Source organism: Staphylococcus sp. GDY8P85P, from assembly GCF_017892405.1.
Lineage (GTDB): Bacteria > Bacillota > Bacilli > Staphylococcales > Staphylococcaceae > Staphylococcus > Staphylococcus borealis.
Window position 1 is genome coordinate 44,600 of sequence record NZ_JAESLA010000012.1, and the last position, 12,680, is coordinate 57,279.

Consider the following 12,680-nt stretch of genomic DNA (forward strand, 5'->3'; position numbering starts at 1 on the left):
TGAATGTATATGATGACAGCGCTAGCAATTACTATTTTCGTTATCACGCTCGTATTTGTCATTTGGCAACCCAAAGGACTTGATATAGGAATAACGGCCGTTATAGGCGCAGTTTTAGCACTCATTACTGGGGTTGTGGGTTGGTCAGATATTGTAGAAGTAATGCATATTGTTTGGAATGCGACGTTAACATTTGTGGCGGTCATTTTAATCTCATTGATTCTTGATGAAATAGGTTTCTTTGAGTGGGCTGCTTTACATATGGTTCGAGCATCTAAAGGTGACGGTTTCAGAATGTTTGTGTACATCATGATTCTCGGTGCGATTGTTGCAGCTTTCTTTGCGAATGATGGTGCTGCGCTGATTCTAACGCCAATTGTGTTAGCTATGGTACGTCATCTTGGCTTCAATAAGAAAGTCATCTTTCCTTTTGTTATCGCAAGTGGTTTTATCGCGGATACAACGTCATTACCATTTACAGTAAGTAACTTAGTGAACATCGTTTCAGCGGATTATTTTAATATTGGTTTTGTAGAATATTTGAGTCGTATGTTTATGCCCAATATATTTTCATTAATTGCAAGCATCATTGTACTTTGGCTGTATTTCCGAACGTCTATTCCGAAGACAGTCGATATTCAAAAGGTTCAAAGTCCTAATACTGCAATCAAAGATCAGAAATTATTCCGTATGTCTTGGCTTGTTTTAGCAATACTCCTAATAGGTTATCTTGTCAGCGAGTTCATACACGTACCAGTGTCTCTAATAGCCGGCTTTGTCGCCATTATTTTCTTACTCTTGGCACGTCAATCAGACGTTGTTTCTACTGGAAAAGTCATCAAAGGTGCGCCATGGAATATCGTGATTTTCTCACTAGGTATGTATCTAGTCGTCTTCGGACTTAAAAATGTGGGCATCACAACTGTCTTAGGGCATATATTCGCATCGATATCTACGCATGGCTTATTTACCAGTATTATGGGGGTAGGCTTCATATCTGCAATATTATCATCCATTATGAATAACTTACCGACTGTTTTAATTGATGCGATTGCCATACATCAATCACAAGTAACAGGTATGCTTAAAGAAGGTATGATTTACGCTAACGTCATAGGTTCTGACTTAGGTCCGAAGATAACACCTATAGGTTCATTAGCCACTTTGTTATGGCTTCACGTTTTAGCTCAAAAAGACGTTAAAATATCATGGGGGGTCTACTTTAAAACGGGCATCGTTATTACAATTCCTGTACTCTTTATGACGTTGTTAGGTCTGTTTCTGACATTACTCATTTTTTAACACATCAATCATATTTCAAGATGAATATGACAGTTAGGCATTGATACGTAGCTTTTAAGAATAGATGGACATCAAGTTTAAATCATCTGATAACATGTTAAAAGTATATTCAAGAGAAGTTAGATTGCTCGCCATCCCAAAATGTTAAAGTATAATTCGACCATTCAAACAGTTAATGACTAACTTTTATACACCTTGCAGTCTAACCTCCTTGTAATATAAGGCTTAGATATATACATAGTTGAATATACATAAATCGTCATTAGAAGAGCTTTGAGCGTCTAGTACTAGTGACTTAAGTGAGATAACGGATGTGTCGTCTATGATCCGTCTATCTCATTTTTTTATGCATTTTAAAAACTTAGTTAAAAAACATGTTAATGACATTAAAACGAGCATAATTTTTGGTGAAATGATGGTGTCATAGTATCTTAAAGCTATAACTATACCAATTCTATAGAGGTGAGAGTGTGAAAGCATTAATTGTATACGCCCATCCTGAACCAAAGTCGTTCAATGGCGCATTAAAAGATAAAGCTGTAGAAACATTAGAGGCACAAGGTCATGAAGTTAAAGTTTCCGATTTATATGCAATGAACTTTGATCCAGTAGCTCGAAAAGAGGATTTTGAAAATCTGACAGATCCTGACTTCTTCAAATATGCAGTGGAGCAAAAACATGCCTATGATAACGATGAACTGACATCAGTGATTAAGGGAGAATTTGAAAAATTATTATGGGCTGACTTAGTCATTTTCCAATTTCCATTATGGTGGTTTAGTGTTCCAGCGATTCTTAAAGGTTGGTTTGATAAAGTCTTTATTTTTGGTGGCATTTACGGTGGAGAATATGACCGTTACGATAAAGCACGCTTGACTGATAAAATCGCAATGATTTCAACGACAACGGGTTCACCCGAAGGCAGTTATGCTGCCAACGGTTTCTCAGGAGATATACACGAACAAGTACTATTCCATATTAATCACGGCATGATTTATTTCTCTGGAATGACACCGTTAGAACCATTTATCGCTTATCAAGTAAGTCATAGTGAAGCAGTAAGACACGACTATCTTGAACAATTAGCTGAAAAATTAAAACATATTGATGCAATTCCTAGAATTAAATATCCTAAATTAGCAGATTTCGATGATAATGGCCAATTAAAGTAAAAGGTTGGTAGTTAGAGGTATCGGGTGTGGCGCAGTGAATTCAAATAGAATGCTGTGTCACGCCCGATACTTTTTTAGTTCACCAATTTTCAACGCCCGTTAGTATACGTATGAAATAACAACAATAACAAATGTAATTTAAATTGTAATAGTATATCTGATTGTAAATAGGGTATGATGTAAATAATCATTGAGTGAATGATAGTCATATTCTATATAAGGTGTTGATGAGTCATGGAAGAGAAGAAACGGAAGATATTTAAGTTTAAGACGCCACATACATATGCATTATTAATGTTTGTCATTTTTCTAGCTTGGTTGCTAACATATATCATTCCTGCTGGTGAGTATGCACGTGAAAAGAAGGGTGACCAAACGCTTGTCGTTTCAGGAACATACCATACGGTAGAATCGGCAAATGTAAATTTTCTCGAAATATTCAGAGCCATTCCTGAAGGTTTGATTAGTGGTGGAGAGATCGTATTCTACATATTCCTTGTAGGTGGCGCCTTTGGCATTATTCATAAGACAGGTGCTTTTGAAAATGGTGTTAACAAAGCAATGAGAACGCTAGGAAAGGCCAACTTTCTTATGATTCCATTAACGATGACGGTATTTTCTATATTAGGGTTTACAATTGGTTTAGCAGAGGAAACGATTATCTTTGTACCAATTGGAATCATCATCGCACGTACATTAGGATACGATGCTTTAACAGGTGCAGCTATGGTGATTTTAGGCGCTGCGAGTGGTTTCAGTGGAGGGATGTTAAATCCATTCACAGTTGGGGTAGCTCAAACTGTCGCTGAATTACCCATGTTCTCAGGCTGGGGCTTGCGTACGATGATCTATTTATTTATCTTAACCGCTGCCATTTCAACAGTGATGTTATACGCTCATAAAGTGAAGAAAGATAAATCTAAGAGTATTGTGTATGAGCTCGAAAAAGAAGAAGGCCATACAGTACAAGAAGTTACTTACCAACATTTTAGTAAACGACAAGCAGCAAGCTTATTGATTATCGTTGCTACAATTTTATTTAATGTATTTGGAATATTTGTATTTGATTGGACATTTAATGACATGAGTGCCAATTTCTTACTCGCAGGTATTATTGCTGGTTTAGTAAGTGGACTCGGTTTAAATGGCACATTTGATGCTTTAATCGAAGGGATGGAAAATATTTTATTTGGTGCAATGATTGTTGGATTCGCCAAAGGTATTGTTGTTATTTTGGAAAATGGCAAAATCATCGATACGATTGTTCATGGTATGACAATGCTATTGTCAGATATACCAGCTTCATTTGTTATTATTGCGATGTTTATATTACAATTTTTACTTAATTTCTTTATACCATCTGGATCAGGACAAGCATTAACAACCATGCCCTTAATGGTACCAATATCTGATTTGCTTCATATTAATCGTCAGTTAACTGTCCTTGCTTTCCAATATGGAGATTCAATAAGCAATATTTTATTCCCAACGTCAGCAATCTTAATGGGAGCGTTAGCTGTTGGACGCATTACCTATACACAATGGATAAAATTTGTATGGAAATTGATACTGCTTTGGGTGGTTATTTGTGCAGTAGCCATGTCGGTGGCACTTATAATTGGATATTAAAATGTGTCTTTAAATCTACATATAAACAGTGTGAAAATAAAATGAGGTAAGACTGACGTTTGTCTGAAGTTAGATTTCGGTGCGTCTAATAAACATTGATATATCAATAGATAAGCGCGTTCCTGACATTAAAGAAACGCGCTTGTTTCATATGATCAATTAGTTGTCTACTGTTGTATTGAATGGATGTTTATGATGTTTACCATGAACGATATAATACACAATAATTGCGACGGCTAATAGTAAAGCCATGGCTAAATATAAGTTGCGATATCCCATAAATGGAATGATTAGTCCAAGTATAAATGGTCCCATACCGGCACCGAAATCTACGAAAATAAAATAGGTTGATGTTGCTAACCCCATTTTGTGCTTAGGAGATTGTTGAATTGCAATGGCTTGTGCAGTGGGAATAATGGTGCCATAACCAAAGCCGATAAATGCTGCTGATATCAGTAAAAATAATGATGAGGTTGTCATACTCAATATAACTAAACCAACTACAAAACTAATCATAACTGGATACATTACTTTATTTTCACCATAATGATCATAAATTTTGCCAGTGAAAGGTCGGGTTACAAATGTAGCTAAGGCATATACAACAAAGAAATAACTTGCTGCAGTAACTAAATTTAGTAACTCGGCATAAATGGATAAGAAAGATAACACACTTGAATAAGCTATGCCAACCAACATTGTAACCATTGAAATCGGTAAGGCTTCTCGTTGTAAATAAGCGTGAATGCCTTTAGGTTGAGCATTCGCTTCATCTTCGTTTGAGGCGATATTGATTGGAAGCCTTTTAACAAAAGTAGTGAAAACTAAAGCAATTACGATACTGATTAAACTAATCGTAAAGATAGAAGAAAAACCTAGACGATGATTTAAAATTAATCCGAAAAATGGTCCTAAAGCTGACGCTAATGTCACACTTAATCCATAATAACCGATACCTTCACCTTTACGTGCTTCAGGAATAATTCTTGAGGATATGGTGCCAGTTGCTGTTGATGCGAATCCAAAAGCAATACCATGTATGAAACGAACTAACATGAGAATCCATATATTCGTAATAGTGAAGTATAAAGCAATTGCGGCCACTGAAGCGATGACACTATAAAATAATATCGATTTCGGTTGGAGGTAATCAATGATACGACCCGAACCTAAGCGTCCACCTAACATACCAATAATAAATACACCTGCAGCTAAGCCTCCAATGCTTTCAGATGCGTGATATTCGTCAATAGTAAACGCTGTGATCGTTACGATAAGCATGTAATGTATTAAATACATAAAGAAGTTCACTAATGTAACGAAGATAAAATCTTTTGTCCATAAGCGATGTTCCATTATGTCCCTCCTAAAATAGTTAGAGTGACTTAGACTCTATATTGTTTTTTAAGCGCATGGTTTATTATATAAATAATAAAAACTAATGTATAATTAGAATAAATGAATTTAATATAAGTAGAACTGATATAAAGGGGGATATATGAATTTCGAACAATTGAGTTATGTTAAAACAGTGTATGAACAGGAATCTATGATTCATGCCAGTGAACGTATGCACATTAGTCAATCAGCGATGAGCCAATCTATAGCGCATTTAGAAGAAGAATTAGGTTATAAATTATTTTATCGTTCTAGAAAAGGGACAGTACCTACAGAAATCGGTAAACGTCTCATTCCTAAGATATTAGATATTATTGAAGCCAAACATGCGCTGCTTTCAGAAGTTGATAGTATTGAAACACATTTTGAAGGTAGAATTAAAATTGCTACGAACCCAACCTTGTTCCATAAATTACTTCCTAAAGTACTCTCTCAATTTAAAAACGATCATCCCAATGTAGACATCGAAGTCATTGAATCTGACAAAGAAGATATATTAAGAATGATTGAAGACCATGATATTGATTTAGGGCTGATAGGTAAGACCAATCATTCTGAAATATCAAATCATATTATTGAATTTCCACTTTATTTTGGTTCGAATTTTAAATTGATTGTGCCAGCTAAATCGAAACTTTCGTTTAAAGAAACCGTGGATCTTGAGGATATTAAAGCGTACCCATTTGTCTTATATGATCGTAGCTTTTATCATCATCATTTAAAGAAATTTCAAGAAGCGAATGGAGATTTGAAGATTGTCTTCCGTACAAATAATCCAATTGTCTTAATGAGAACCGTTGCTGAAGGGCTAGGTGTCGGTATTGTATCAAGCTTTATGGTTGAGAATGAGCCTTTTTTAAACAATGAATGGATTAAAGCGTTACCTTTAGGACGATCTTTCGATTATACAGTTGACTTTGTAGCCATCACACATCAAGAACATCAAAATGATCCAACCGTGCTTGAATTTATTAACTATTTAAAAGACTATAAGACGTTGTAAACAACATATGACAAAGATGTGTCGATTTTGTTATAAAAATTTTGCTCAATTCAAATAAATTTTAGTATATAATACTGTGTAACACCGATTGAAAGGAGCAACTTATGAATTTACATAACATTAACTTAGTTTCAGGTATTTTATGCTTATTATCATTTCTATTAGTAGTTTCAATTATGTTTACTAGCATGTTCTGGTTTCTTCCAGGATTGTTCGTCATGTTATTAGCTATTATTGCGAGTGTTTTAGGCATCTTAAAAGGCAACAAAGCCATTAATATTACAATGTTGATTTTAAATATTGTATTTTTAGTTATTTTCTCAAGCCCGTTATTACTAGCATAAGCGTGTGAGAAAATCATATATTTTGAATTGATATAAGATAGCGGCTACAGAAATTAATCGATAACATTAATTTCTGTGGTCGCTTCTTTTTATTACGTCTTAATAAGGGTAAGTAGAAGGTATAACTAAAGATAACTAAGGGGGATTTATCATGGACGTAAGATTTCCAATAGGAGAATTTGAAGCACCTAGTAACCCGACATTAGTCGATGTGAAGGAATGGATGAGTGACATAGAAGTGTATATTGACCATCTTAGTGCAACGGTCAATTCGCTAACTGATACGCAATTAGCACGTCGTTATCGAGAAGGCAGTTGGACAGTCAGACAATTAGTACATCATATCGCAGACTCTCAAATTAATTTATATGAAAGATTAAAAATGGCGCTTACTGAGACACAGATAACAGCATATATGTTTGATCAAGAACGTTGGGCCGAACTACCAGATTCAAATTTACCTATCCAAGTATCAATGAATATTTTAGATGGGCTCAATCAACGCATTGTTAAAATGGGGAATCATGTTACAGAAGATGATTTAAAACGTTCAATTAAGCTTTCAGATGGTAGCCAAGTACCAGTTTCAGAATTATTGGCAAAATTATCATGGCATGAGCGTCATCATCTAGAACATATCAAGATTGCTTTATCAGACCAAGGTGTGTCACAAGCATAACGTGTTCAAAAATAATTATATGAAGAAGTCTCTACAACCTAAGAATGAACTTTATCAAAAGTAAGTGTTAATAAGCATACTACAAGGATAAAACTGTTATAATCTGAACTTACTAAGAGATAGATAGGGGAGGAAGTTTCATGAAGGAACAAGTTTTAGTAACTGGAGGTACAGGCTTCTTAGGTTTGCGTATAGTCGCGGCGTTGTTAAAACAAGATTATGGCGTACGTGCAACAATTCGTTCATTGTCTAAGAAAGAAACGGTACTTGAAGCATTGAAAGCACAACAAATTGACACGCAAAACCTAGCGTTTGTTGAAGCGGATTTATCTAAAGATGATAACTGGGAAGAAGCTATGGAAGATTGTACATATGTCATGAGTGTCGCTTCGCCTGTAATAATGGGGAGTGTAAGTGTGACCGATGAACACGCCATTAATAAACAAGCAGTTGAAGGGATTCAACGTATTTTAAGAGCTGCTGAGAAGACAGATGTCAAACGTGTCATTATGACAGCAAACTTTGGGGCAGTTGGATTTAGTAATAAAGATAAGTCGAGTGTGACAACAGAAGCATATTGGACTGACCCTAATGAAAAAGGACTTTCTGTGTATGAAAAATCTAAATTGATTGCAGAACGCGCAGCATGGGACTTTGTTAAAGCGACTGAAAATCATATTGAATTTGCGACAATCAATCCCGTTGCAATACTTGGTCCTTCGTTGAATCAACATATGTCATTGAGCTTCCAATTTGTAGAGAATATCGCCAGTGGCAAAATGAAACGTATCCCTAATATCCCAATGAATATTGTCGATGTCAGAGATGTGGCATTAATGCATGTTTTAGCAATGAAGACACCTGAAGCCAATGGCAAACGTTTTATTGCTACTGCAGATGGACAAATTACTATGCCCGAAATTGCACAATTAATTAAACAAGAACGCCCTAAACTAGCAGACAAAATTTCAACTAAGACAATTCCGGATTTTGCGATTAAGTTAGGCGCTAGATTTAACAGTGAAGCACAAGAAGGTAAGTTATTACTTGAAATGAATAGAAATGTCAGTAACCAACAAGCGCGAACAATCCTAGGATGGACACCAAACTACACACAAGAAGAAGCCATCTTAGCATCTGTTGACTGTATGATAGAACACCACATCTTAAAATAAATATAAGTGAATACGCCATTTAAGGTAGCACCTTTATCTATAATATTGTAATTAGAAGATAAAGGTGTTTTTTTACTTACAAAATTTAGAAAGCGCTTACTTTTCTCTTGTTTCATGAAAAATACATATGCTAGTATAAATCTATGATAACGTTTTCATAACAAAAAGTAAGGTGAAACGATGAATAATACAGAGATTAAACAATTTATTGAAGCAGGACATTTAACGGTTGGTATTGAATTCGGATCAACACGAATTAAAGCGATAGCGATTGATGATCAATGCCAAACACTCGCAACAGGTTCATTTGAATGGGAGAACAGTTACCGTAACGGTTATTGGACATATTCGATGAATGACGCATGGGTAGGTATTCAACGTGCATATGGTGTAATGACGCAAGAACTTAAAGACAAATATGATGTGACAGTGCGTCAACTCGCTTCATTAGGTATTAGTGGTATGATGCATGGCTACTTACCATTTGATGACAATGATGATTTACTCGTGCCATTTAGAACTTGGCGTAATAACAATGCTAATAAAGCAGCTGAACAATTGCGTGAAGATTTCCAAGTCAATATTCCAGAACGTTGGAGTATTGCGCAACTTTATCAATCAGCATTAGATCAAGAAGCACATGTTGAGAAAGTACGTTATATGACGACGCTTGCGGGATACATACACTGGTATTTAACTGATGAGAAAGTATTGGGTATCGGAGATGCATCAGGCATGTTCCCAATTGATAGTGAAACACAAGACTATCGTGAAGATATTATTCAGCGTTTTAATAAGAAATTTTCTGAAAAGGGTTACACACAAGACATAAGAGATCTCTTACCTAAAGTGGTTGTAGCAGGAGCGTATGCCGGACGTCTTACGGAAACGGGTGCGAAATTAGTAGACCCGAACGGTGAGTTACAAGCTGGATGTCCATTATGTGCACCTGAAGCAGATGCGGCCACAGGAATGGTAGCGACGAATAGTGTAGCACCAAGAACAGGGAATATTTCGGCAGGTACAAGTATCTTCTCAATGATTGTTCTTGAAAAGCCAATTAAAGATGTTTATCCAGAGGTAGATATTGTTACAACACCAGATGGTTATGAAGTAGCAATGATTCATGCGAATAACTGTACATCAGATATTAACGCGTGGGTTGATCTATTTGGCGAAGTCTTTGAAGCGATGGGCGTTCAATATGATAAAGGTGAACTATTTACCAAATTGTTTGAACGTGCTTTAAAAGGCGATGATGATTTAGGTAAGTTATTGTCATTTGGTTATATTTCAGGTGAATTTATTACAGATGTACAACATGGCTATCCAATGCTTGTACGATCAGTAGATAGCAATTTTAATTTAGCTAACTTAATGAAGACGCATATTTATAGCGCATTTAGTACGTTGAAAATTGGTATTGATTTACTAAAAGAAAAAGAAAATATTCATATTGATTCAATGTTTGGTCATGGTGGCATCTTTAAGACTGAAAAAGTTGCGCAATCCTTCTTAGCGGCCGCTTTAGACAGCCCAGTGCGTGTCATGCAAACTGCGAGTGAAGGTGGCGCTTGGGGTATCGCTGTCTTAGCAAGATACATGATTGAAACAGAGACATCTAATTTAGCAACTTATTTAAATGATTTCGCATTTAAAGGAACAGAATCTATGACTATTACGCCAACTGAAGAAGAAGTTGCACAATTTGAACAGTATACAGAACGTTTTAAACAAGGCATTCCACTTGAACGTCTTGCGCATGAACAATTTCATTCAGAATATAAATAACAACTAATAAACAAAGGTAGAAAGTGGGATTAAAGTGACGAACGAGATAGAAAAACGAGAACGTCAATTTTTAGGATTGCCTATGGTATTAATATGGGGTTACATTGCCGTAGCAATCTTCATGACCGGAGATGGTATGGAACAGGCGTTTTTATCTAAATATATTATGAGCCTGGGCTTTGATAATTCAGAAGCTGGTAATGTCTTAACCGTTTATGGCTTAGTGGTAGCAATTGCTTCGTGGTTATCAGGTGTGATGGCTGAGATTTTTAGCCCAAGACGTGTGATGACATTCGCATTTATCATTTGGATGGTCTTCCATGTTGGATTCTTAGTCCTTGGTTTAGAACAACAGAACTATGCCATGATGATGATCATGTATGGTATTCGTGGTTTAGCATATCCAATGTTTATTTATAGCTTTGTCGTATGGATTACATATTCTTCACCAAGTTACAAGCTTGCGTCAGCCATGGGTTGGTTCTGGGCAATGTATTCAATTGGTATAGGTGTATTAGGTTCATATTTACCAAGCTTTTCAATTCCAGTGATTGGTGAGATGGGCACTTTATGGTCAGCATTAGTCTTCATCTTAATTGGTGGATTAATCGCGATGTTCTTAGTTAAAGATAAAAAAGGTAAAGACGTAGAAGCGCAACATATGACTAAGAAAGAAATGTTAAGAGAATTTGGTCGAGGGATTACTATTCTTAAAAATAAGAATGTAGCAGTTGCCTTTGTCGTACGTATTATTAACCAATTGTCATTATTCGGCTTGGTTGTATTCTTACCTCATGTTTACACTGCAGATTTTGGTTTCACTACGTCAGAATGGTTACGTGTATGGGGCTTAATGTACATTATTACCATATTCACAAACTTATTCTGGGGTATTATGGGTGATAAAATTGGTTGGGTACGCCAAGTCCGTTGGTTCGGTTGTATTGGTATGGCCGTATCCACATTAGCGTTTTATTACTTCCCATCATGGAGTGGGCCTAATATCATTGTGACAACGTTAATTGCGATTATGTTTGGTTTCGCAGTTGCTGCGTTCGTCCCAATGTCAGCTATATTCCCAACGTTAGTCCCAGAACATAAAGGTGCAGCAGTATCTGTACATAACCTAGCCGCAGGATTAAGTAATTTCCTGGGTTATGGACTTGCAAGTGTGATGCTCATCTTCGCTTCAGCAGAAGTGACTATTTGGGCTTATGCAGTGATTTATGTATTAGGCTTTGTTCTTACATTCTTTATGAAAGTACAACAGCCTGGAAGACAAGTCAAAACAACAATTAGTTCACAATCAAATTAAAAAGGATGATAAAAATGACAAACATTATTGATCAATTTAAAGTAAACGGTAAAGTAGCAATCGTAACAGGTGGTGCCATGGGTCTAGGTAAAGCGATGGCAGAAGCATTGGCACAAGCAGGCGCAGATATTGTAATTGCAGACATTAAATTAGAATTAGCACAAGAAACAGCGAAAGCAATTGCTGATAATGAAGGCGTTAAAACGACAGCATTAAAAGTAGACGTAACTAATCCAGAAGACGTTAATAAAATGGTGGATGACGTCGTAAATGAGTATGGCAAAGTAGATATCTTAGTCAACAATGCGGGTATGACAATTAATGAAAAAGCAGAAGATGTGTCTTACGAAAATTGGTTAAAAGTAATTAACTTAAACTTAAATGGTGTCTTCTTAGTAGCCCAAGCAGTAGGACGTCAAATGATCAAACAAGGCTATGGTTCAATCATTAATACCTCATCTATGTCAGGCTTAATTGCCAATAAACCTCAAGAACAAGCATCTTATAATGCATCTAAAGCAGGCGTTATCATGTTAACGAAAAGTTTAGCAATGGAATGGTCTAAATATGGCATCAAAGTAAACACAATTGCGCCAGGATACATGAAAACGGCATTAACTGAACCAATGTTTAATACTGGTGGCGAAATGATTGACTATTGGATGGGAGCAACACCAATGGGTCGTCCAGGTGAACCAGAAGAGCTAGGAGGAATTGTTGTATACCTTGCATCAGATGCGTCATCATTCGCACAAGGTAGCGTATTTACAATTGACGGTGGTTACACAGCATTATAATCATATTTAATGATTGACAAAGATAAATAGTTACAATATACATCTCAACAGTAGGTGAAAATCTATCTGTATGAG

At 36.0% G+C, this 12,680-nt stretch carries 11 protein-coding genes; 10 read left to right on the forward strand and 1 reads right to left on the reverse strand.

Annotated elements, in window-relative coordinates; genetic code table 11:
• Positions 1-12: 12 nt before the first annotated feature.
• From arsB to KA828_RS02420, 3 genes are all read left to right on the forward strand, one after another.
• The gene (gene arsB, locus KA828_RS02410; protein ID WP_204193884.1) at positions 13-1,302 is read left to right on the forward strand and encodes an arsenite efflux transporter membrane subunit ArsB; all 1,290 of its coding nucleotides are present in this window, start codon (positions 13-15) and stop codon (positions 1,300-1,302) included.
• A 470-nt stretch (positions 1,303-1,772) separates the two neighbouring features.
• The gene (locus tag KA828_RS02415) at positions 1,773-2,474 is read left to right on the forward strand and encodes an NAD(P)H-dependent oxidoreductase (RefSeq protein WP_107629336.1); all 702 of its coding nucleotides are present in this window, start codon (positions 1,773-1,775) and stop codon (positions 2,472-2,474) included.
• Positions 2,475-2,708: 234 nt separating this feature from the next.
• Complete coding sequence (locus KA828_RS02420) at positions 2,709-4,103, forward strand: YfcC family protein (RefSeq protein WP_204193782.1); 1,395 nt, start codon at positions 2,709-2,711, stop codon at positions 4,101-4,103.
• Between the two features lie 159 nt (positions 4,104-4,262).
• On the opposite strand, the gene KA828_RS02425 is transcribed toward KA828_RS02420, so the two are convergent.
• On the reverse strand, positions 4,263-5,459 hold the full coding sequence (locus KA828_RS02425) for an MFS transporter (protein ID WP_204193784.1): 1,197 nt from the start codon (positions 5,457-5,459) through the stop codon (positions 4,263-4,265).
• A 142-nt stretch (positions 5,460-5,601) separates the two neighbouring features.
• Between KA828_RS02425 and KA828_RS02430 the strand changes: the two genes are divergently transcribed.
• From KA828_RS02430 to KA828_RS02460, 7 genes are all read left to right on the forward strand, one after another.
• The gene (locus tag KA828_RS02430) at positions 5,602-6,504 is read left to right on the forward strand and encodes a LysR family transcriptional regulator (RefSeq protein ID WP_204193786.1); all 903 of its coding nucleotides are present in this window, start codon (positions 5,602-5,604) and stop codon (positions 6,502-6,504) included.
• Between the two features lie 104 nt (positions 6,505-6,608).
• Positions 6,609-6,848: a hypothetical protein gene (locus KA828_RS02435; protein WP_107629332.1), complete on the forward strand. Its 240-nt coding sequence runs from the start codon at positions 6,609-6,611 to the stop codon at positions 6,846-6,848.
• Between the two features lie 151 nt (positions 6,849-6,999).
• Positions 7,000-7,527, forward strand: a complete 528-nt coding sequence (locus tag KA828_RS02440; protein ID WP_204193788.1) for a YfiT family bacillithiol transferase — start codon at positions 7,000-7,002, stop codon at positions 7,525-7,527.
• Positions 7,528-7,667: 140 nt separating this feature from the next.
• Entirely contained in the window at positions 7,668-8,702 is a 1,035-nt protein-coding gene (locus tag KA828_RS02445) for an SDR family NAD(P)-dependent oxidoreductase (RefSeq protein ID WP_107629330.1), read from the forward strand.
• A 180-nt stretch (positions 8,703-8,882) separates the two neighbouring features.
• Complete coding sequence (locus tag KA828_RS02450) at positions 8,883-10,493, forward strand: xylulokinase (RefSeq protein ID WP_204193790.1); 1,611 nt, start codon at positions 8,883-8,885, stop codon at positions 10,491-10,493.
• 34 nt (positions 10,494-10,527) lie between these two features.
• Complete coding sequence (locus KA828_RS02455; protein WP_343283851.1) at positions 10,528-11,808, forward strand: MFS transporter; 1,281 nt, start codon at positions 10,528-10,530, stop codon at positions 11,806-11,808.
• A 14-nt stretch (positions 11,809-11,822) separates the two neighbouring features.
• The gene (locus tag KA828_RS02460) at positions 11,823-12,605 is read left to right on the forward strand and encodes a glucose 1-dehydrogenase (RefSeq protein ID WP_204193792.1); all 783 of its coding nucleotides are present in this window, start codon (positions 11,823-11,825) and stop codon (positions 12,603-12,605) included.
• The last annotated feature ends 75 nt before the right edge of the window (positions 12,606-12,680 follow it).

Coding starts and splice junctions, on each gene's coding strand:
- arsB (WP_204193884.1), top strand. CDS start 13: ATGACAGCGCTAGCAATTACTATTTTCGTTATCACGCTCGTATTTGTC.
- KA828_RS02420 (WP_204193782.1), top strand. CDS start 2,709: ATGGAAGAGAAGAAACGGAAGATATTTAAGTTTAAGACGCCACATACA.
- KA828_RS02425 (WP_204193784.1), bottom strand. CDS start 5,459: ATGGAACATCGCTTATGGACAAAAGATTTTATCTTCGTTACATTAGTG.
- KA828_RS02430 (WP_204193786.1), top strand. CDS start 5,602: ATGAATTTCGAACAATTGAGTTATGTTAAAACAGTGTATGAACAGGAA.
- KA828_RS02435 (WP_107629332.1), top strand. CDS start 6,609: ATGAATTTACATAACATTAACTTAGTTTCAGGTATTTTATGCTTATTA.
- KA828_RS02440 (WP_204193788.1), top strand. CDS start 7,000: ATGGACGTAAGATTTCCAATAGGAGAATTTGAAGCACCTAGTAACCCG.
- KA828_RS02445 (WP_107629330.1), top strand. CDS start 7,668: ATGAAGGAACAAGTTTTAGTAACTGGAGGTACAGGCTTCTTAGGTTTG.
- KA828_RS02450 (WP_204193790.1), top strand. CDS start 8,883: ATGAATAATACAGAGATTAAACAATTTATTGAAGCAGGACATTTAACG.
- KA828_RS02460 (WP_204193792.1), top strand. CDS start 11,823: ATGACAAACATTATTGATCAATTTAAAGTAAACGGTAAAGTAGCAATC.